Below are 20,207 nucleotides of genomic sequence, written 5' to 3'. Positions count from 1 at the left end.
CCGGCGCCTTGATACGGATCGAATCAGTCACCAAGCGCTATCCGGACGGCACGGTGGCGGTCGACCGGCTCTCCCTGGAGATACCCGACCGCTCGATCACCGTCCTCGTCGGACCCTCGGGCTGCGGCAAGACGACCACCCTGCGGATGATCAACAGAATGGTCGAACCGAGTGAGGGAACGATCCTCCTCGACGGCGAGGACATCCAGCGACGGCCCGTCACCACCCTGCGCCGGTCCATGGGTTACGTCATCCAGAACGCCGGCCTCTTCCAGCACCGCACGATCCTCGACAACATCGCCACCGTGCCCCGCGTGCTCGGCTGGGGCAAGCAGAAGGCCCGGGCCCGCGCGGCCGAGCTGATGGAGCGCGTGGGTCTCGACACCGCACTCGCCAAGCGGTACCCCTACCAGCTGTCCGGCGGCCAGCAGCAGCGCGTCGGCGTGGCCCGGGCGCTCGCCGCCGACCCGCCCGTCCTGCTCATGGACGAGCCGTTCTCGGCGGTCGACCCGGTCGTGCGCAAGGGTCTCCAGGACGAACTACTGCGCATCCAGGACGAGTTGGGCAAGACCATCGTCTTCGTCACCCACGACATCGACGAGGCGATCAAACTCGGCACGACGGTCGCCGTGATGCGCGAGGGCGGTCACCTCGCCCAGTACGCACCCCCCGCCGAGCTGCTGTCCCACCCCGCGGACACCTTCGTCGAGGACTTCCTCGGGGCCGACCGCGGCATCCGGCGGCTGTCCTTCTTCCCCTCCGCCGGACTCCCGCTCACCACCGGCCCGGTGATCCCGGCGGACGCCACCGCCGAGCAGATCGCCGCCCCCGACGAGCCCTGGCTCCTGGTCACCGATGCCGACGGCAGGCCCCTGGGCTGGGGCGAGCGGCGCGACCTGACGGCCGGTGACATCAGGGCCGGCCGGCTCGTCCCGCACGGACGGCCCTTCGTCCCCGGCACCGACTCCCTGCGGGCCGCCCTCGACTGCGCCGTGCTCTCCCCGGCCGGCCACGCCGTCGCCGTGGACGACTCCGGGCGGGTGACCGGCGTGGTCTCGCAAGCGGCCATCGGCGAGGCGATCCGCAGCGCCCACGCCGCCGGCCACGCCGACGAGGCCAAGGTCGCGTCGTGAACGGCTTCTTCGACATCCCGAGCGACCTCCAGCACAGCTACCTCGGCCTGATCGGACTGCACCTGCGCGAGGCCCTGCTGCCCGTGCTGGCCGGGCTGCTGCTCGCGCTGCCGCTCGCCCAGCTCTGCGTCCGGTTCCGCTGGCTGTACCCGCCCGTGCTCGGCGCCACCACCATCCTCTACGCCGTCCCGTCGCTGGCGTTCTTCGTGGTCCTCATCGACTACACCGGCCAGACCGAGCTGACCGTGATGATCCCGCTGGCCGTGTACAGCCTCGTGGTGCTCGTGCCGGCCATCGTCGACGGGGTGCGGTCGGTGCCGCAGGAGACCCTGGCCGCCGCCACCGCCATGGGGTTCGGGCCCGTACGCCGGTACCTCCAGGTGCAGTTGCCGATCGCCGTGCCCGCCATCATCGCCGGGCTCCGGGTCGCCACCGTCTCCAGCATCTCCCTGGTCAGCGTCGGCACCCTCATCGGCAACCAGGGCGCCCTCGGCAACCTGCTCGCCGACGCGCAGAAATACGACCGGCCCGAGCTGGCCGTGAACTCCGTCATCACCACGGCCGTCCTGGCCATCGCGTGCGACGCCTTGCTGGTGCTGCTGCGCGTCGCGCTGACCCCGTGGATGCCGAACGGCACCCGCAGGCGACCGAAACCCGGCGTGCGGCAGCAACAGCCCGCCCCCCAGGACGTGACCCGGTGAACGTACTGAACTTCGTCAACGCCTTCTTCAGCGACGGCTCCCACTGGCACGGCTACGACGGCATCCCGCAACGCCTGCTCGAACACGTCCAGTACGCCGCTCTGGCCCTGACCCTCGCCGCCGCGATCGGACTGCCCGTCGGCCTGGTCACCGGGCACACCGGGCGGGGCGGCAACGCCCTCGCCTTCATCGCCACCGCCGCCCGCGCGCTGCCCAGTTTCGGCCTGCTCGTGCTGATCGTCATCGTGATGGGCTTCGGCCTGCTGCCCGTGATGATCCCCCTGGTCATCCTCGCCGTGCCGCCGATCCTGGTGACCACCTACGAGGCCGTCCGCACCGTCGACCCCTCCCCGGTCGACGCCGCCCGAGGCATGGGCATGCACGAGTCGCGGATCCTCTTCCAGGTCGAACTGCCGGTCGCGCTGCCGCTGATCCTGAGCGGGCTGCGCTCGGCGGCCATCCAGATCGTCTCGACGGCCACCATCGCCGCCTACGTCAGCCTGGGCGGCCTCGGCAGGTACATCGTCGACGGGCTCTACCAGCGCAACTACGAGAAGGTGGTCGGCGGCGCCACCCTCGTGGCCGTCCTGGCGCTCGTCACGCTGGCGGTGTTCTGGGCGGTGGGCCGCCTGGCCGTGTCGCCGGGGGTGCGCCGACGCTGACGCCCTCGCGGTGTCCGCAAGAAACCGTGACCAGGGCGCTCTTGACTGATCGTAAAGCGGCTGGATTGGATCGGTGGATGACTTCCACCGCGAAGAGCAGCTGGTCCAGGACGAGGCACACCGGTGCGGCGGCCGCCGCGCTCACCGCCGCTGCGGCACTGCTCGCGGGCTGTTCGTCCGGCGACACCTCCGACGACCCCCTGGCGGGCGAGAAGGCGAAGGCGGGCACCGTCGTCGTCGGCTCCAACAACTTCGCCGAGAGCACCCTGCTCGCCGACATCTACGGCGAGGCGCTCAAGGCCAAGGGCATCAAGGTCGCCTACAAGCACAACATAGGCAGCCGTGAGACGACGTACGGCCTGATGAAGAACGGCTCCGTCACCGTGCTGCCGGAGTACAACGGCTCGCTGCTCGCCTACCTGGACCCCAAGGCCGAGCAGAAGTCCGCCGAGGCCGTGAACGAGGCCGTCAAGGCCAAGCTCGACAAGAAGCTGACGCTGCTCAGGTCCTCGCCCGCCGAGGACAAGGACTCGGTGACCGTCAACGCCGAGACCGCCGAGAAGTACAAGCTCACCTCCTCGTCCACCCTCGCGGACCTCAAGGACGCGGCACCCGACCTGGTGATCGGCGGTTCTCCCGAGTTCCAGACCCGGCATCAGGGCCTGGAGGGCCTGAAGTCCGTGTACGGCCTGGAGTTCAAGTCCTTCAAGGCGCTCGACGCCGGCGGCCCGCTGACCCAGGCGGCGCTGACCAGGAACACCGTCCAGGCCGCCGACATCTTCACCACGGACCCGACCATCGTGAAGGAGGAGTTCGTCGTCCTGAAGGACCCCGAGAACCTCTTCGGGTTCGCCAACGTGACCCCGCTGGTCCACAAGAGCGGCCTCTCCCAGAAGGGCGTCGACGCGCTCGACGCGGTCTCCGCCGAGCTGGACACGAACACCCTCCTGGATCTGGACGCGCAGGTGCAGCTCGAGAAGAAGGACCCGCTGGACGTGGCGCGGGCGTGGCTGAAGTCGGCGGGCCTGGCCTGAGCCGGCCGCCCGTCTCGACGCGATAGCGGGCTCGGCCGGATCCCGGGGGACCGAACGCGGGCCGGTCGGGGGACGTCACAGGTACGGAACCACGCCCGGCACCGCGATCCCCTGGGAGAGCCATGCGTACCGACCGGACACGTACCGCCCGTCTTGTGCTCGTCCTCGCCCTGTCCGCCACCGGAGCCGGTGCCGCCGCCGGCTGCGGCACGGCGGAGGCCGGTGGCAGCGACCCGGCCCCGCGGTCGCAGGACCGCGCCCGCCGGGTCGCCGACGCCTGGGACGGCTCCCGGGCGGCCGCACAGTGGCGCGAGGGATACCACCCCACGGCTCCGGTCGTCCAACCGCCCGCGGAGGGCCTGCGCGACGACGACCGGCGCGCCTACGCGACCGGCAACTTCGACCTGCGGGCGCCCCTTCCCTCCACCCGCGGCAAGGGCGGTCGGGTGACCTGGCCGGACGGGGGCTCGCTCACCAGGCCTCTCATGGCCGCCGAGCAGGCCTACCGGAGCCTGGACCGCAACAGTGGCCCCGGCCCCCGGCTGACCGTCACCCGGGCCGAGCCGGGGGACATGACCGTGCTCACCGCCCGCGGGCCGGCGACCGTCCCGGCCTGGCTGTTCACCCTGGAGGGCTACACCGGTCCGCTGAAGAGGGCGGCGGTGAGCCCGTCCGGACTGCCCACGCCGCCTCTCGCACCGCTCGGACGGGACGCGCCCGAGGACGGGCTCGCTCCGCTCGGCGGCTTGACGAAGGTGGCGGGGGACGGCCGGTCCGTCACCGTGATGGCGCATCACGGATCCTGCGACGACGGTCCCGTCGTGACGGCGTTCGAGACGGACGGCAGCGTGGTGCTGTCCGCCGGGGTGGAGGGCGTCGAGGACGGCCCCTGCACGGCCGATCTGCGCGGCGAGAAGGTGACGGTGACGCTGGACCGGCCGATCGGCGACCGCATCCTCCTGGACGCGTTCACGGGCCGCCCGGTGCCCTGCGCCGAGTGGCCCGCGAACGCACCCGGCCGGAGCTGAACCGTCCCCGACTCAGGCCTGCACCGCCGACGCGATCAGCTGGTCGAGCAGGGCGATCAGCACGTCCCGGCACGACTCCCGGTCCCGGGCGTCGCACAGCAGCACCCGCACGTGCTCCGGCACCGCGAGCGCCTCCCGGATGTCCTCGGGCGGGTACGGGTGTTCGCCGTGGAAGCCGTTGACTCCGACGACGAACGGAATGCCCCGGCGCTCGAAGAAGTCGATCGCGGCGAAGCTGGACTCGGGTCTGCGCACGTCGACCAGGACCACGGCACCGAGCGCGCCGAGCGCCAGGTCGTTCCACATGAACCAGAACCGCTGCTGCCCCGGCGTGCCGAACAGGTACAGCACCAGTTCCCGGCTGATGGTGATCCGGCCGAAGTCCAGGGCCACGGTGGTGGCCCGCTTCTCCTCGATGCCGTCGAGGTCGTCCACGCCCAGACCGGCCATGGTCAGGGGTTCCTCGGTGCGCAGCGGCACGATCTCGCTGACCGACCCGACCATGGTGGTCTTGCCGACGCCGAAGCCCCCGGCGATGAGGATCTTGACCGTGTCGGGTGCCGAAGACGCGTCAGTGGCAAGGTCAGAGCCGGCCAAGGCCGTCCCTCACTTTCTGCAGCAGGTCCAGGTCCGGAGTGGTACGGGAAACGAGGCGCGGCGGGCGCACGGTGATCCGGCCCGCCTCCAGCAGGTCGCACAGCAGGATGACGACCACGCTCACCGGCAGGTCGAGCCGGGCGGCCAGCTCCGCCACGGCGACCGGCTCGGCGCACAGCCGGAGGATCCGGGTGTGCTCGGGCTGGCACCGGGCCGCCGTGACGGGGGGCGGATCGACCGCCGTGACCGTCGAGATGAGCGTGAAGTCGGCGCGGCTGGGCCGGGTCCGGCCGCCGGTCAGAGCGAACGGCCGGACGAGCCGGCCCGCCGAATCACCTACGCCCACCTCACACGCCTGGATCGACGACGGGCCCGGCCATGCCCCGCGGTGCCGCGCTGAGGTGCTCGCCGATCTTCTTCACCAGCATGTTCATCTGGTACGCCACCACCCCGACGTCCGCGCCCGGCCCGGTCAGCACGACCAGATGCGCACCGGGGCCGGCGGAGGTCAGGATCAGATAGCTGTTGGCCATCTCGATGAGGGCCTGGCGCACCGGGCCGCCCCGGAAATCCATGCTGACGCCCTTGCTGAGGCTCATCAGACCGGACGCGGTCGCCGCGAGCCGCTCGGCGTCGTCGCGCAGGAATCCGGTGGACTTGGAGACCACCAGGCCGTCCTCGGAGAGCACCACGGCCTGGTTCACGTCGGCGACCCGCTCCACGAGTCCGGTCAGCAACTGGTCGAGCTGGGTGTGCGTGGCGGGGATGGGGCGTGTCATTGCGGTGTCCTTCGTCAGCGGTCGGCGGGCGGAGTCGAGGGGACGGGGGCGGCCTGCCGGGGTGCGGCGGCCGCCTCCTCGTCGCGGGGCGGCTCGGCGTCGTCGTCACGGGCCCGGAGCGTGCCGCGCTGGAAACCGGCCAGGGAGGACGCGGCGGCTTCCGCGGTGAAGTCGTCGGGGGAGCCGTCGTCATCCGCGGGCGCGGCCTCCTCGCGCAGCTCCTCCACCAGACTGGTCTGCGGCACCCGGCGGGGAAGCGGGGCGAGACCGTCCTGGCGGGGGACGACCTCGCGGCCGGCGGCCGGGGCGGCGGAAGCGGCGCGGGCCGTGACGAGGGGACGAGGCTCGCGGGCGGACCCGGCGGCGCGTTCCGTCCCCCGCGACGCCTCGGCGCGCCCGGGCTCCTCACTCTGCTCGGCGTCCATCGAACCCCGTCCGTCCACCGCCAGCGGCCCGCTCTCCGGGGCGTCGCCGTCCTTCGCGTCACCGCCCGCGCCTCTCGTGCCGGCCGGGGCCACGAGGCCGTTCACGCCGGCCCCGTCCTCGGCGGCCCGCGGCGCCGCACTTCCCGTGCTCTCCCGCACCACGATCTCGTGCGGTATCAGCACGATCGCCGTGGTCCCGCCGTACGGCGACGAGCGCAGGGTGACGGCGATGCCGTGCCGGTGGGCCAGCTGGGCGATCACGAACATGCCCAGGCGCAGGTCGTCGGCGAGTGCCACCACGTCGAACTGCGGGGGCACCGCCAGCTGTTCGCTGAAGGACGTGTAGTCCTCCTCCGACATGCCGAGGCCGCGGTCCTCGACCTCGACGGCCAGGCCCTTGGCCACCATGCCGGCCCGTACCGTGACGGGACTCGGGGCGGGGGAGTACGCGGTCGCGTTGTCGATGAGCTCGGCCAGCAGATGGATCACGTCGGCCACCGCGGGCGGCGCGACGCACACCTCCTCCTCGGTGAGCACCTCCACCCGCTGGTACTCGGCGACCTCCCCGACCGCGCTGCGCAGGATGTCCATCAGCGCGACCGGCTCGGTCCAGCTGCGGCCGGGCCGTTCGCCGCTGACGATGACGAGGTTCTCCTCGTAGCGGCGCAACTGGCTGGCCGTGGAGTCCAGTTCGTACAGGCCCTTGAGGATGTCGGGGTCGGTGTGCTCGCGCTCCAGCGTGTCGAGCTTGCTCAGCTGGAGGTTGACGAGGTTCTGGCTCTGCCGCGCTATGCCCAGGATGATCTTCTGGAACCCGCGCCGGGTGTCGGCGAGTTCGACCGCGGTGTGCACGGCCGTGCGCTGGGCGGTGTTGAACGCCCGGGCCACCTGGCCGAGTTCGTCGTGGCCGTAGTCCAGCTCGGTCGTCGCCGACTCCGGGTCGACCGTCTCGCCCCGGTCCAGCCGCGCCACCACATCGGGCAGCCGCTCCTGCGCGAGGCTGACGGCGGCCCGGCGCAGTCCGCGCAGCCGCCGGGACAGCGAGCGGGTGATGCGCCACGACATGCCGACGCACAGCAGCAGCGCGAGCAGCCCGCCGGCGCTCAGCAGCGCCGCCTTGAGCAGCAGTGCGTCCGCCTTGTCGGCGCTGCGCTCCAACAGCCCCGCCGTCTGCTGCTGGATGAGGCCCGCGTACTGCTCGGACAGCTTGTCCATGGCGGCGGACCACTGCTTCCGCGCGTCCGGCAGGGCGATCCGGCCGGCGGTCTCGCCGGCGTTGCGCGACGCCAGCACCCGGTCCTCGACGGACTGCAGCGTCTGCCACTCCCGGCTCGCCAGGATTCGCTCGGTCTGCGCCTTGGCGCCACCCGTCAGCTGCGGCAGGACCTGGTCCTTGACCAGCCAGCGCCGCGTGTTCACCAGTTCCGTGAACTGCGTCCACGCCTGGTCGTCCAGATGCCCGGACGGCCAGGCCAGGGTCAGCTGCGCGTCCTCCCGGGACACCAGCTCCGCCGCGTGCTCGAGACCGACCAGCGGGCCGGCCTGTGAGGTGAGGTCACCGTCGTCGACCTGGGAGAGCTCCTGGAAGGCGTGGATCTGGTCGTCGATGATCGAGGAGTACTGGTCCAGCGCCTGCTGCGGGGTGATGTCGGTGGGGTTGTCCACCTGGTCCCGGTAGTACTCCAGGCTGCCCACCGAGCCCAGCACCGAGTACAGCCGCTCGGATATCCGGGAGGGCGCCCTCTCGATCGCGTCCGCCTGCCCGACCAGCTTGGCCACCGCCTCGTCGGTCTCCTCGCGCTGCGCGTCGAGGGCGGCCCGGGAGCCTCTTGGGGAGGCCAGCCAGGCGGCCGACAGACTGCGCTCCCGCTGCAGCGCGAGCGTCGCGTCGGTGCCCATGGCGCCGGTCGACCGGCTGAGCTCCGTCTGGGCGCGCAGCCTCAGGCCCTCGGAGAACATCTGGATCGTCGTCACGCCCCACATGCCGGCGAGGGTGACGCTGGGCACGAGGGCCAGGAGCACCAGGGAGAGGCGTATGGAACCGAGACGGCGCCGGGCACCTGTCCGTCGAGACATCGTCGTCCTAGGGCGATCAGCGGGAGGTGAGGAACGGGAGGGCGGAACGATCGGGGGGTGTGAGGGACGGGCGCGGGGGTGGTGCCGTCCCGGGTACGGCACATGGGATGTGCAGGATGTTATCCGTACAAGTGGACATGCGGACCGGGCCTGACCGAATCTTTGGCGACACCGTCACAGAAAGTGCCCGTCACCGGGTCCCGGCGGCCGCGAACCGCGCCACGGCGGACACGTTCGACCTGGTCACGAAGGCGGGGCCGGTGAGCACCGGGGCCGTCCCGCCGCCGCTGACGTTGCCGTTGGTCCGGTACAGCCACAGGGCGTCCACCGCGAGGTAGCCCTGCAGATACGGCTGCTGGTCCACGGCGAACTGCACCTCGCCGTCCCGGACCGCCTCGACCAGGTCCTTGTTGAGGTCGAAGGTGGCGACCTTCGCCCGGCTGCCGGAGCGCCGCACGGCTTCGACCGCGCTCAGTGCGAACTGGGCGCCGTTGGTGACGACCTCGTCGATGCTCGAGTCCTGCCGCAGCCGGGAGGCGATCGTGGCGGTCACCGCGTCCGGGTCGGTGCCGTCCACGTACAGGTTGTCGGTGTCGCCGCCGAAGGCCTTGCGCACACCGGCGCAGCGGGCCTCCAGCGCGACGTTGCCCCGCTCGTGCACCACGCACAGGGCGTGCTCCGCCTTGAGGTCGTCCAGTTTGTCGCCGACGGCCCGGCCCGCGACGGACTCGTCCTGGCCGAAGTACTCCAGGAGCCCCGTCGGCCGCCAGGCGTCGATGCCGGAGTTGAGCCCGACGACGGGTATGCCGGCCGCCTTGGCCTGGGCGACCGGGCCGCGCATGGCCGCCGGCTTGGCCAGGGTCACCGCGATGCCGTCGGCCTTGTCGCGGACCGCGTCCCGCACCAGATCGGCCTGCGCGGCCGGGTCCGCGTCGCCGACGTACGTCAGATCGACGCCGTCCTTGGCGGCCGCCGCCTCCGCGCCCCTGCGCACCAGGTCCCAGAAGGCGTCGCCCTTGCCGCCGTGCGTCACCAGGGTGACCCTCATCCCGCCGCCGGATCCGCCCGCTCCGTCCGCCCCGTCGTCGGCCGCGCCGAGGACGGAGCAGCCGGACACCAGCAGGCACAGGGCGGACGCCAGTGCCGCGACACGGGTGCGTCTCACGGAGGTGGGCGGCGGGGACGGAGTGTTCATGAGGGGCGGACCTCGCAGTGCGGCCGAGCAAGAGCAGGGCGAGAGTGCAGGCGGGGCCGCAGCGGGTGCGCCGACCGGATGACTCTCGCTGGCCCGGAGCCAACCGTGTGTGACCACTGGTCGTCAAGTGAGCGGCCACATGCCGTGAGTTGATGCTGCCGCATTGTGATGATCCGTCCGACGGGTCGAACGGCGGGATTCCGGTTACGGCCTGCGCGCCACCGCCCCGTACCTCACGATGCCCTCGCCGGTGATGCTCCCACCTTCGCTTTCCGTACCGTCCGTGCGGTTCGGACGCCCTTGTTGACCGGGACGGCGCCGGGTTCCGCCGCCGCATCGGCATGCCCCTGGCCGCGGGCCCCGGGCGACCCGGCCGGCCTCGTCCGGCGTGACCTGGCCTCGCCGGGCGGGTCGGCGGCGCGATGCGGAGGGGCCGCCGGCGGGTGCACTGCGCCTTGAGGCCAGTCGCGCACGCGGCCTCGCGCGGCCGGTGCCGCCTTCGCGGCAGTCGTCAAGCCTGCCGCACCGGCGCCGGGGGCGAGGTCTCCGCCACCCGGGCCTCCTTCCGGCGCTGCCTGCGGCCGACGCGGGGCTCCTGGTCCGGGAGCCAGCCGAAGGCGAGGCAGCTGCCGGTCACGCCCAGGAGCAGGCCGATGAAGAAGCCGCCCAGGTTGGAGGTCAGCCAGGTGCCCAGCGAGACCAGCACCCCGATGACCGAGTAGAACAGGCGCTGGGCGGGGTTGAAGAGGATCAGCACGCCGCACAGCAGCATCACGGCCGGGAGCAGATAGCCGGCCAGGCCCTGCATGCCGACGTGCAGGATGACGTCCAGCGACGCCTTCAGGGTCAGCAGGACCTCCGCCCCGCCCAGGGCGAGCAGCAGCCCGCCCCAGAACGGACGGCCGGCCCGCCACTGCCTGAAGGCGGGCCGGACTCCCTCGCGCGGGCCGCGCGGCATCAGCAGCCCGATCCGCTGAAGCCCAGTTTCAGACCGGGCAGCTTGAACACACCGGCTGTCGTGGCGTAGTTGGTCTGTCGCAGGTTGGCGATGTGCACGGTGTCGGACTGCTGGCTGAACACGCCCTTCGGTCCGCGGCCCTTCGGCCCTGCCTTGTCGAGGGTGCTGGCGTCGTTGCCGATCTCGATGTTGTTGAACGCGGCGTTGCCGGACAGTTCGGTGGAGTCGGTCGTCAGATCGCTGGCGGTGACCTTCTGGGCGCCCTCACCCGCCCGGATGACCAGGTTCGTGCCGCCCAGGTCCACGCTCTGGCACAGCTTGGTGAGCGTCGCGTTCTTGATCACGGACGTGACGACCAGCACCTGACCGCCGGTGTCACCCGCGTTGGGGCTGCCCTCGGCCATCTCGTCCAGACCGCCGAACTGTGCGAAGCCGGTGCCGTTCAGCTCGGTCGCGGTGACCGTGAACGGCATGCCGGAGATGGCGAACTGCACACCCAGCGCCCCCTGGGCGGTGAGGACCGCGAGCCCCGCGGCGGCCAGGGTGGCCGGCACCGCCATCACCGCGGCCCGGCGCGCCCGGACCCGCCCGCGTCGCGCCGGAGCGTCAGTGACGTCCGGGGCGGTGGCGCCGTCCGGTCTCTCGGGGGTGTGCTCGACGGAGGAGGTCATGTCTGCTCCAGGTGCGTGTCGGTGCGGATCGGACTTCGGTGGCACGTTGCCCTGGCGCGGACATCGACCGCGTGCGCACGTCTCCCGCAACTCCCGGCGGTTGCAAGGGCTTTCTCGTTACGCCGCAGTAGCCGTCGAGGAAGTTACCGGGGGTTACATGAAGGGTCAAGGGAAGTGTGGACAAAGAGTGTCGATTGTGTTCCGCGAGTGAGCCGCCGGTCTCCCGAAAGGCTCAGCACAAGCACAACTCCCTTGAGAGGCCTTGACGTTGGCTCACGCGTAGGTCTACAACTCTCCTCGTCCCACCGGATCCGTGGCGCCGGATCCGCCACGCGGCACGTCCGTGGGTCCCGGACCCGCTCGTCCCCGTCAGGGCATCAAGTCGCCCGGTGCGTCCGAACGGGCTTTCCCTCGCCCGAGTCCCTACGCCGCGGCACGGCCGCTCTCCCCGGGGCCGTGTCACCAGCCACCCCCCGCCCGGCCCGGCCGGAGGTCCCCTCCCGTGTGAACCTCCGGCCGGTGACCGGCCTGCCGTTGCCGGCCCGTCATGTACGGAGAAGGCGTGACGGGCCGGCGGCGGCGGACGTCCGGCGCACCCCTCACCCCCGCTATGGAAAGAGGTACACCCGCATGCGTACGCGCACCCTCCTCACCCTCACCGCCGCCGTCGCCGCCCTGGGGCTCGCCGCCCCCGCCTCCGCGGCCGACACCCCCGTCCTGACCACCACCGACGGCACGGCCGTCGCGGTCGGCGACGTGCTCGACGCGTCCCTGGCGAGCGGCACCGCCGCCACCTTCTACTCCAGCGCGACCGGCACCAGCGGCATCTCCTGCACCAAGTCGGCGTTCTCCGCGGCCGTCACCGACAACCCGGCCGCCCCGGGCACCGCCACCGAGTCCCTCACCTCGCACAGCTTCGACACCAGCGGCTGCACCGCCAACGTCGTCGGGGTGCTCGGTGTCAGTGGCATCACCGTCGACAACCTGCCCTACACCACCAGCGTCTCCTCCGGCGGAACCGTCTCCGTGACTCCGGCCGCGGGCTCCGCCGTGCAGTCCACGGTCAAGCTGCGCACCCTGCTCGGCACGATCACCTGCGTCTACCAGGCCCCCGGCCTGACCGGCACGGCGAGCAACGCCGACAACAGCATCTCCTTCACCAACCAGCAGTTCACCAAGGTGTCCGGATCCTCGCTGTGCTTCAGTAACGCCTTCTTCACCGCCAAGTACGCCCCGGTGACCAAGGGAGGCGCCGCCATCCACGTCAACTAGGCGTCGGAGGAAGGTAGTTCAGCGTCGCCGTAGTCGTACGGCCAGGGCGGCGCCGCCGGTGAGCAGCAGCACCGCCGCGGCGCCGCCCGCCAGCACGGGCGCGGACGGGCCGGAGACCGGGCCGGAGGTGGTCGCCAGTGGCGTCTGGTCGCCCTGAGGCCGCGGGCCGGGGCTGTGCACGGCAGGGCTCACCGACGGCTGTTCCGTCTCCGGCTCCTGCTTCTTCTTCTCCTGCTTCTTCTGCTCCGGTTCCTCCTCCGTCTGCGGCTCCCTCTTCTGCGGCTCCGCCTCCTTCGGCTCCTTCCTCGTCTCCGGGAACACCACGTCCGAGCACGAGTAGTAGGTGTCCGGCGTGCTGCTGTTCTGCCAGACCGTGTACAGCACATGCCGCCCGGTCCGGTCGGACGGCAGAGTCGCAGCGAAGCGGTACGCGCCGTCCGTCAGGGCCGGGTCCGTCACCTCGGCGAACGGCTTCCCGGGCAGGTCTGACCAGGACAGCGGCCCGGCCGGGTCGTAGCCGGGCTTCGTCAGATACATCCGGAACGTGCCGGCGTGCGGGATCGTCGAGGCGTACTGCATCGTCAGCGTCGCGCCGGGCGTCGTCCGGGTCGACGGCCAGTCGGCGCGGGCGAGATCGAGGCCCCGGTAGGCCGGCAGTCCTCCGCTGCACAGCTTCCCGTCGGGGACGACCTCCCGGTCCCTTCCGCCGACGTTCGCCACCCGCAGGTTGTCCCACGCCGTGAAGGGCGCGCCGTTCGCGGCGACGGCCGCACGGCACGCCGCTGTGCCCGCGTGGTCACCGCCCTCCGGCGAACAGGCCACCACCCGGCTCACCGGATCCGTCGGTGCCCCGTGCGCCCGGGCCGGCCCCGCCGCCCACAGCGGCAGCAGCAGCGGGGTCACGAGGGCGGCAGCGAGCGCGGTGCGGTGTGCGGTCGTACGGGGCATGCCTCTGCGTCTCCTCGGCCGGGGCGGCGACGTTCGACAGTGAAGTACGGGAAACCGGCCGGGCGCGTTCACCTCGCCACGAGCTGTTGGAAAAGGGGCCATTCGCGCTCAACGGCCCGTCATAGAGGGTCGGTTCGCGGCCGGATCGAGGGTTTCCCCCGTATCCCGGTGACCTGCCCTTTGCCTATCGTTCGAGCACTGCTGACCCACAGGTAACCCCGAACGGTCAGCTTCTGTCTCGCGCCTGGCCGGCCACCGCGTCGCTCTTCGCTTTTCGAATGACCCCCCTCCGCTTCGACGACGAAGCGACCCCACCGCCGCTCCGCCCAGCCCGGAGTCCGGCCACGAAAGGCAACGACCGTGCGTATCTCCCCAGAGCTCAGACGGAAGCTGATATCCGTCGCCGTCGTCTCCACCGCCCTGCTGACCGCAGCCCCCGCCTCGGTCGCCGTCGCCCAGGAGCCGGCTCCCCGACCGGCCGCCGTCCCCGCCGCCCAGACCGAGGCCGCCCCCGGCATCCGGGCGGAGCGCCTCATCGTCGGCTACAAGTCCGGCGCCACCGAGGCCGAGTCCAACAAGGCGGCGGCCGCCGACGCCGCGTCCAAGGCCGAGAAGACCGGCGAGGAGATCGACTTCCAGCGCCGCCTCGGCACCGGCGCCGCCCTCGTCGAGCTGGGCACCAACCCCACCCGTGCCTCCGTCGCCGACGTCGTCGCCCAGTACCAGGCCGACCCGCAGGTCGCCTACGTCGTCCCGGACCGCCTGAACAAGCCGACGGCCGTCACCCCGAACGACACCGAGTACAGCAAGCAGTGGGACCTGTTCGAGTCCACCGCGGGCATGAACGTCCCGGCCGCCTGGGACACCACCACCGGCAGCGGCGTCACCGTCGCCGTCATCGACACCGGCTACGTCGCCCACTCCGACCTGGCCGCGAACATCGTCGGCGGCTACGACTTCATCTCCGACACCGCGGTCTCCGTCGACGGCAACGGCCGCGACAGCAACCCGGCCGACCCGGGCGACTGGTACAACGCCAACGAGTGCGGCCCGGGCATCCCCGCGTCCAACTCCTCCTGGCACGGCACCCACGTGGCCGGCACCATCGCCGCCGCCACCAACAACGGCAAGGGTGTCGCCGGTATCGCCTACGGCGCGAAGATCTCCCCGGTCCGTGTCCTCGGCAAGTGCGGCGGCTACGACTCCGACATCATCGACGCCATCACCTGGGCGTCCGGCGGCAGCGTCTCCGGCGTGCCCGCCAACACCAACGTCGCCAAGGTCATCAACATGAGCCTCGGCGGCAGCGGGGCCTGCTCCACCGCCACGCAGAGCGCCATCAACGGCGCCGTGAACCGCGGCACCTCCGTCGTCGTCGCGGCCGGCAACGAGAACCAGAACGCCGCCAACGCCTCCCCGGCGAACTGCAGCAACGTCATCACCGTCGCCGCGACCAACCGCGCGGGCAGCCGGGCCTCCTACTCCAACTACGGCTCGGCCGTCGACATCGCGGCCCCCGGCGGCGAGACCCGGTCCTCCACCGCCAACGGCATCCTGTCCACGCTGAACTCCGGCACCAGGACGCCGTCGAGCGAGAACTACCACTACTACCAGGGCACCAGCATGGCCGCCCCGCACGTCGCGGGCCTCGCCGCCCTGATGAAGTCGGCCAACTCCGCCCTCACCCCGGCGCAGATCGAGTCGGCCATCAAGACCAACGCCCGTACCCTGCCCGGCAGCTGCTCCGGTGGCTGCGGCGCGGGCCTGGCGGACGCCGCCAAGACGGTCCAGGCAGTCAAGGGCGGTTCGTCCACCGGCACGACCTTCTCCAGCACCACCGTCGTCGCCATCCCGGACGACGGCGCGGCGATCGAGTCGCCGATCAGCGTCACCGGCCGCAGCGGCAACGCCCCCTCGGCCCTCCAGGTCGGCGTGGACATCACCCACACCTACCGGGGCGACCTCGTCATCGACCTGGTCGCGCCGGACGGTACGGCGTACCGCCTGAAGTCGGCCTCGTCGGACTCCGCGGACAACGTGAACGCCACCTACACGGTCAACGCCTCCGGTGAGACGGCCAACGGCACCTGGAAGCTGCGCGTCCAGGACACCGCGGCGCAGGACACGGGAAAGCTCAACAGCTGGAAGCTGACCTTCTGATCCTCTCGGTCCTCGGACGAGGACGCTGAACGGAGCAGGCCACAAGCGGGCGGGCCGGCCGGTGCGGATGGGGCACCGGGCGGCCCGCCTTTACGTCTGGCCTCATATGCCCCACAGTTAGATACCGAACGCGCTGTTTTCTTTCACCAGTTGCGCTTGTTTTGCCGGAAGTGTGCCCGCACTCCGGCACACTGGTGTGATGGGCGCCGTCTCAGGGTGAGTTATCGTGTACGGGGGGTAAAAACAAACGGCATGACCCGTTCATTTCCGTCCCGGGAGAGTTCAGCCGATGGCGAGGCAGTTGCGGGCCGAGCAGACCCGCTCGACGATCATCACAGCCGCCGCTGACCTGTTCGACCGTCGCGGCTACGAATCGACCAGTCTCAGCGACATCGTGGAGCACGCTCACGTCACCAAGGGCGCCCTGTACTTCCACTTCGCGGCGAAGGAGGATCTCGCCCACGCGATCCTCGAACTCCAGTCGCACACCGCCCGCCGGCTGGCGACGGAGACCGACCACCGCGGCCACACCTCCCTCGAGGCGCTGATGCGCCTCACGTTCGGCATCACCCGCATGTCCGTCGAGGACCCGGTGCTGCGGGCCGGGCTACGGCTCGCCACGGGTGGAATCCGGCCCCGGCCGCCCCTGAGCCACCCGTTCACCGAGTGGCTGGACATCGTCACGGCCCGGCTGGTCGGCGCGGTCAAGGAGTCCGACGTCCACCCGGACGTCGATATCGACGTCGTGGCCCACTCCCTGGTCTGCTTCTTCGTCGGCACCCGCGTCGTCGGCCGCTCCCGCGAACCGGTCGCACGCCAGCCCCGCCGGACGGCCGAGATGTGGAACATACTGATCCGCGGCCTGGTCCCGGTGACCCGCAGATCCCGCTATCTGAGCCTGGCGGCGCGCCTGGAGCGGGAGATCGCCCCGGTGTGACCGGGCGCCGGGCGGCTCGGCCCGAGCGAAGGGCACGCGCGTTACGGTGTGGCCCATGCCCGACATCCCCTCCGCGCCCCTGCTCCTCGGCAACCAGCCGGGCTCCTTCCCCCACAGCGTGCTGGCCGAGCGGCACCCCGCGATCATCAAACAGGTCCGCGAGGCCTTCCCGTACGAACCAGGGCAGCACCGCGCCCTCGACGAACTGCTCGCCAACTGCACCGATGGCGAGATCGAACCCCTCCCCGCCGACGCGCACGACCGGCATCACTGGGAGACGTGGGGGCTGCACGAATACACCGGACGCTCCTGGTTCGACGTGCCGTGGCTCTGGTCCGAGAGCTGGTTCTACCGCCGGCTGCTGCAGGCCGTCGGCTGGTTCGGCCCCGGCCCCTGGCAGGGCATCGACCCCTTCCGCCCCTTCAAACGGGCCGAACTCGACTCCGCCGAGACCGACGAGGAACTCGCCGCACTCGACGACCTCGCAGGCCGGCCCGCCGCCGAGCAGACCCAGGCCCTGCTGCACGGCTCCCTCTGGGGCAACCGCGCCGACCTCGGCTTCCGTCTCTCCGCCGAAGGCGCGCGGGACGCGGAGGCGGCGCCCGGCCTGGTCGCCGACGACAGCGCCCGGCTCTGGTCACTGCTCGACACCACCGGCCCGGGGGCCGGCACGCTGTGCCTGGTCGCCGACAACGCGGGCCGCGAACTCGTCCCCGACCTCCTCCTCATCGCGCACCTCCTGGAGACCGGCCGCATCGGACGGGCCGTCCTGCACGTCAAGCCGTACCCCTACTACGTCTCCGACGCCACCACCGCCGACGTCGTCGACGCCCTGCGCCGCCTGACCGGCGCCGGGGGAGCGGCCGCCACGTACGGACAGCGGCTCTGGTCGGCCCTGGCCGACGGCCGTCTCACCCTGCGCGCCCACCCCTTCTCCAGCGCCCCGCTGCCGTACGAGGAGATGCCCGGCGACCTGCGGGCCGAGTTCGCCTCGGCCACCCTGACGATCGTCAAGGGCGACCTCAACTACCGCCGCCTGGTGGGCGACCGGCTCTGGGCCCCGACCACGCCCTTCGCGGACGTCACCGCCTACTTCCCCGGTCCGGTCGCCGCCCTGCGCACCCTGAAGTCCGACGTGATCACCGGCCTCGAGGCGCACACCGAGGCCGCGCTGGTCGCCGCGGAGGACCAGCGCTGGCGCACCAGCGGCACCCACGCGCTGATCCAGGTACGCGACGCCCGGTAAGCGGTGGGACGCGGCGCCCGGTGGAGGGAGGAACGCCACAAGGGCCGGGCAGAGCTTTCGCGTTCGGCCCTGATTCACGCGATGGTGTGATCATGTCCGGCCCCGCGGATGCGGCAGCGGGGCACCGGGTAGGGCCCGGCCATGACGCAGCCGTTCGAACTCCCGCACTTCTACATGCCGCACCCCGCGCGGCTGAACCCCCACCTCGACGAGGCCCGCGCCCACTCGAGCGCGTGGGCGCGCGAGATGGGCATGCTGGAGGGCTCCGGCGTCTGGGACCAGGCCGACCTCGACGCACACGACTACGGCCTGCTCTGCGCCTACACCCACCCCGACTGCGACGGCCCCGCTCTCTCCCTCATCACCGACTGGTACGTGTGGGTCTTCTTCTTCGACGACCACTTCCTGGAGTTGTTCAAGCGCACCCAGGACCGCGCCGCCGGCAAGGCCCACCTGGACCGGCTGCCCCTGTTCATGCCGCTGGACCTGTCGGCTCCCGTGCCGGAGCCGGAGAACCCGGTCGAGGCGGGTCTCGCCGACCTGTGGGCGCGCACGGTGCCGAAGATGTCCGAGGACTGGCGCCGCCGCTTCGCCGTGGCCACCGAGCACCTCCTCAACGAGTCGATGTGGGAGTTGTCCAACATCAACGAGGGGCGGATCGCCAACCCCGTCGAGTACATCGAGATGCGCCGCAAGGTCGGCGGCGCCCCCTGGTCGGCGGGGCTCGTGGAGTACGCGACCGCGGAAGTGCCCGCCCCTGTCGCCGGTTCCAGGCCGCTGAGGGTGCTGATGGAGACGTTCTCCGACGCCGTGCACCTGCGCAACGACCTGTTCTCCTACCAGCGCGAGGTCGAGGACGAGGGCGAACTCAGCAACGGCGTCCTGGTGCTGGAGACCTTCTTCGGCTGCACCACGCAGGAGGCCGCCGACACCGTCAACGACGTCCTCACCTCCCGCCTCCACCAGTTCGAGCACACGGCGTTCACCGAAGTGCCCGCAGTGGCCCTGGAGAAGGGGCTCGGGCCCGGCGAGGTCGCGGCCGTGGCGGCGTACACGAAGGGGCTGCAGGACTGGCAGTCCGGCGGCCACGAGTGGCATCTGCGCTCCAGCCGCTACATGAACGAGAACGCGGTGCGCGGCGGCAGTCCGTGGCCGGGGTGCACCGGCATGGGCACGGCCGCCGCCGACGTCCGCGCCCTGCTCGCCTCGTCCGGCGCCATGGGGGCACGTCCCGGGCCTTCCGGGCAGTGGGGGAGGCTGCGCTCCTACACGCATGTGCCGTACCAGAAGGTCGGGCCGTCGCGGATCCCCGACATCCGCATGCCGTTCCCGCTGGAGCTCAGCCCGCACCTGGACAACGCCCGCCGTAGTCTGCGCGACTGGGCGGAGCGCATGGGCATCCTCGCCGAGGGCGTCTGGGACGAGGACAAGCTCCGCGCCTACGACCTCGCGCTCTGTTCGGCCGGCCTCGACCCGGACGCGACGCCCGAGGCCCTCGACCTCAGCGCGCAGTGGCTCGCCTGGGGCACCTACGGCGACGACTACTACCCCTTGGTCTACGGCCACCGCCGCGACCTCGCCGCCGCCCGGGTGACCACGGCCCGCCTGTCCGACTGCATGCCCGTCGACGGCGCGGAGCCGCTGCTCCCGGCCAACGCCATGGAACGCGCCCTGGCCGATCTGTGGGCGCGTACCACCGCGGAGATGCCGCCCGGGGCGCGGCGCACGCTCAAGGACGCGATCAACGTCATGACCGAGAGCTGGGTCTGGGAGCTGTCCAACCAGCTCCAGAACCGTGTGCCCGATCCGGTCGACTACCTGGAGATGCGCCGGGCGACCTTCGGCTCCGACCTCACCCTGAGCCTGTGCCGGATGGGACACGGCCCGGCCGTCCCGCCCGAGGTCTACCGCAGCGGCCCGGTCCGCTCCCTGGAGAACGCCGCGATGGACTTCGCGTGCCTCCTCAACGACGTCTTCTCGTACCAGAAGGAGATCGAGTTCGAGGGCGAGATCCACAATGCGATCCTCGTCGTGCAGACCTTCTTCGGCTGCGACTACCCGACCGGGCTCGGCATCGTGCACGATCTGATGAGCCAGCGCATGCGCCAGTTCGAGCATGTCGTCGAGCACGAACTGCCCGTCCTGTACGACGACTTCCAGCTCACGGAGGAGGCTCGCGCGGCGATGGCGACGTATGTGACGGACCTGCGGAACTGGATGGCGGGCATCCTCAACTGGCATCGCGAAGTGGACCGCTACAAGGACGCATGGCTGTCCCGGCGTGTCCACGGCTTTCTCCCGGACCGGCCACCGGCCGTGCCCGTGCCCGCTCTTCGCTGAGTTCGGTTCCGGCCGGAAGGCCACACCGGCTGACCGGCCCGCGCA

Annotated in this window: 18 protein-coding genes; 10 read left to right on the top strand and 8 right to left on the bottom strand. The window is 71.5% G+C overall.

Features of this window, described 5'->3' with window-relative positions:
• The first annotated feature begins 8 nt into the window (after positions 1–8).
• From ACFU3E_RS09265 to ACFU3E_RS09245, 5 genes are all read left to right on the top strand, one after another.
• Entirely contained in the window at positions 9–1,133 is a 1,125-nt protein-coding gene (locus tag ACFU3E_RS09265) for an ABC transporter ATP-binding protein (protein WP_384154366.1), read from the top strand.
• Complete coding sequence (locus tag ACFU3E_RS09260; protein ID WP_384154251.1) at positions 1,130–1,834, top strand: ABC transporter permease; 705 nt, start codon at positions 1,130–1,132, stop codon at positions 1,832–1,834. Before ACFU3E_RS09265 ends, ACFU3E_RS09260 begins: the two co-directional genes overlap by 4 nt.
• Positions 1,831–2,496 carry an ABC transporter permease gene (locus ACFU3E_RS09255; RefSeq protein ID WP_384154249.1) on the top strand — a complete coding sequence of 222 codons (666 nt, stop codon included), beginning with the start codon at positions 1,831–1,833 and terminating at the stop codon, positions 2,494–2,496. The genes ACFU3E_RS09260 and ACFU3E_RS09255 overlap by 4 nt, the downstream gene beginning before the upstream one ends.
• Before the next feature lie 77 nt (positions 2,497–2,573).
• Entirely contained in the window at positions 2,574–3,530 is a 957-nt protein-coding gene (locus ACFU3E_RS09250) for an ABC transporter substrate-binding protein (protein ID WP_384154247.1), read from the top strand.
• Positions 3,531–3,652: 122 nt separating this feature from the next.
• Positions 3,653–4,558: a hypothetical protein gene (locus tag ACFU3E_RS09245; protein WP_384154246.1), complete on the top strand. Its 906-nt coding sequence runs from the start codon at positions 3,653–3,655 to the stop codon at positions 4,556–4,558.
• Between the two features lie 12 nt (positions 4,559–4,570).
• Here the strand turns inward: ACFU3E_RS09245 and ACFU3E_RS09240 are convergent, their stop codons facing one another.
• The 7 genes from ACFU3E_RS09240 to ACFU3E_RS09210 all read right to left on the bottom strand — a co-directional run bounded on the left by ACFU3E_RS09240 (position 4,571) and on the right by ACFU3E_RS09210 (position 11,259).
• Positions 4,571–5,155 (bottom strand): ATP/GTP-binding protein, encoded by a 585-nt coding sequence (locus tag ACFU3E_RS09240; protein ID WP_384154244.1) that lies wholly within the window; start codon positions 5,153–5,155, stop codon positions 4,571–4,573.
• Positions 5,142–5,501 (bottom strand): DUF742 domain-containing protein, encoded by a 360-nt coding sequence (locus ACFU3E_RS09235; RefSeq protein WP_384154242.1) that lies wholly within the window; start codon positions 5,499–5,501, stop codon positions 5,142–5,144. Before ACFU3E_RS09235 ends, ACFU3E_RS09240 begins: the two co-directional genes overlap by 14 nt.
• A 1-nt stretch (position 5,502) precedes the next feature.
• Entirely contained in the window at positions 5,503–5,934 is a 432-nt protein-coding gene (locus ACFU3E_RS09230) for a roadblock/LC7 domain-containing protein (RefSeq protein ID WP_020271575.1), read from the bottom strand.
• Positions 5,935–5,948: 14 nt separating this feature from the next.
• Positions 5,949–8,435: a nitrate- and nitrite sensing domain-containing protein gene (locus tag ACFU3E_RS09225; protein ID WP_384154240.1), complete on the bottom strand. Its 2,487-nt coding sequence runs from the start codon at positions 8,433–8,435 to the stop codon at positions 5,949–5,951.
• Positions 8,436–8,625: 190 nt separating this feature from the next.
• Positions 8,626–9,630, bottom strand: coding sequence for a substrate-binding domain-containing protein (locus tag ACFU3E_RS09220; RefSeq protein WP_384154238.1), 1,005 nt, complete (start codon positions 9,628–9,630; stop codon positions 8,626–8,628).
• Positions 9,631–10,141: 511 nt separating this feature from the next.
• Entirely contained in the window at positions 10,142–10,588 is a 447-nt protein-coding gene (locus ACFU3E_RS09215; RefSeq protein ID WP_384154236.1) for a DUF6114 domain-containing protein, read from the bottom strand.
• Positions 10,588–11,259: a DUF6230 family protein gene (locus ACFU3E_RS09210; RefSeq protein WP_384154234.1), complete on the bottom strand. Its 672-nt coding sequence runs from the start codon at positions 11,257–11,259 to the stop codon at positions 10,588–10,590. Before ACFU3E_RS09210 ends, ACFU3E_RS09215 begins: the two co-directional genes overlap by 1 nt.
• Before the next feature lie 630 nt (positions 11,260–11,889).
• Here ACFU3E_RS09210 and ACFU3E_RS09205 point away from each other — a divergent pair.
• Entirely contained in the window at positions 11,890–12,531 is a 642-nt protein-coding gene (locus ACFU3E_RS09205) for a Tat pathway signal sequence domain protein (protein ID WP_384154232.1), read from the top strand.
• Positions 12,532–12,549: 18 nt separating this feature from the next.
• On the opposite strand, the gene ACFU3E_RS09200 is transcribed toward ACFU3E_RS09205, so the two are convergent.
• Complete coding sequence (locus tag ACFU3E_RS09200) at positions 12,550–13,479, bottom strand: lytic polysaccharide monooxygenase (RefSeq protein WP_384154230.1); 930 nt, start codon at positions 13,477–13,479, stop codon at positions 12,550–12,552.
• A 360-nt stretch (positions 13,480–13,839) separates the two neighbouring features.
• On the opposite strand from ACFU3E_RS09200, the gene ACFU3E_RS09195 reads away from it, so the two are divergent.
• The 4 genes from ACFU3E_RS09195 to cyc2 all read left to right on the top strand — a co-directional run bounded on the left by ACFU3E_RS09195 (position 13,840) and on the right by cyc2 (position 20,162).
• Entirely contained in the window at positions 13,840–15,639 is a 1,800-nt protein-coding gene (locus ACFU3E_RS09195; RefSeq protein WP_384154228.1) for a S8 family serine peptidase, read from the top strand.
• 289 nt (positions 15,640–15,928) lie between these two features.
• Positions 15,929–16,576, top strand: coding sequence for a ScbR family autoregulator-binding transcription factor (locus ACFU3E_RS09190; protein ID WP_384154225.1), 648 nt, complete (start codon positions 15,929–15,931; stop codon positions 16,574–16,576).
• Positions 16,577–16,631: 55 nt separating this feature from the next.
• Positions 16,632–17,822: a damage-control phosphatase ARMT1 family protein gene (locus tag ACFU3E_RS09185; protein ID WP_384154223.1), complete on the top strand. Its 1,191-nt coding sequence runs from the start codon at positions 16,632–16,634 to the stop codon at positions 17,820–17,822.
• A gap of 141 nt (positions 17,823–17,963) precedes the next feature.
• Positions 17,964–20,162, top strand: coding sequence for a germacradienol/geosmin synthase Cyc2 (gene cyc2, locus ACFU3E_RS09180; RefSeq protein WP_384154221.1), 2,199 nt, complete (start codon positions 17,964–17,966; stop codon positions 20,160–20,162).
• Positions 20,163–20,207: the final 45 nt, after the last annotated feature.

The organism is Streptomyces sp. NPDC057424 (assembly GCF_042803315.1).
Taxonomy (GTDB): Bacteria; Actinomycetota; Actinomycetes; order Streptomycetales; family Streptomycetaceae; genus Streptomyces.
This window is presented reverse-complemented; position numbering and strand designations above follow the sequence as displayed.

Excerpts from the sequence above, each read along its gene's own strand:
- ACFU3E_RS09250 (WP_384154247.1), top strand. The coding sequence starts at position 2,574 with ATGACTTCCACCGCGAAGAGCAGCTGGTCCAGGACGAGGCACACCGGT.
- ACFU3E_RS09245 (WP_384154246.1), top strand. The coding sequence starts at position 3,653 with ATGCGTACCGACCGGACACGTACCGCCCGTCTTGTGCTCGTCCTCGCC.
- ACFU3E_RS09230 (WP_020271575.1), bottom strand. The coding sequence starts at position 5,934 with ATGACACGCCCCATCCCCGCCACGCACACCCAGCTCGACCAGTTGCTG.
- ACFU3E_RS09225 (WP_384154240.1), bottom strand. The coding sequence starts at position 8,435 with ATGTCTCGACGGACAGGTGCCCGGCGCCGTCTCGGTTCCATACGCCTC.
- ACFU3E_RS09220 (WP_384154238.1), bottom strand. The coding sequence starts at position 9,630 with ATGAACACTCCGTCCCCGCCGCCCACCTCCGTGAGACGCACCCGTGTC.
- ACFU3E_RS09215 (WP_384154236.1), bottom strand. The coding sequence starts at position 10,588 with ATGCCGCGCGGCCCGCGCGAGGGAGTCCGGCCCGCCTTCAGGCAGTGG.
- ACFU3E_RS09210 (WP_384154234.1), bottom strand. The coding sequence starts at position 11,259 with ATGACCTCCTCCGTCGAGCACACCCCCGAGAGACCGGACGGCGCCACC.
- ACFU3E_RS09205 (WP_384154232.1), top strand. The coding sequence starts at position 11,890 with ATGCGTACGCGCACCCTCCTCACCCTCACCGCCGCCGTCGCCGCCCTG.
- ACFU3E_RS09200 (WP_384154230.1), bottom strand. The coding sequence starts at position 13,479 with ATGCCCCGTACGACCGCACACCGCACCGCGCTCGCTGCCGCCCTCGTG.
- ACFU3E_RS09190 (WP_384154225.1), top strand. The coding sequence starts at position 15,929 with ATGGCGAGGCAGTTGCGGGCCGAGCAGACCCGCTCGACGATCATCACA.
- ACFU3E_RS09185 (WP_384154223.1), top strand. The coding sequence starts at position 16,632 with ATGCCCGACATCCCCTCCGCGCCCCTGCTCCTCGGCAACCAGCCGGGC.
- cyc2 (WP_384154221.1), top strand. The coding sequence starts at position 17,964 with ATGACGCAGCCGTTCGAACTCCCGCACTTCTACATGCCGCACCCCGCG.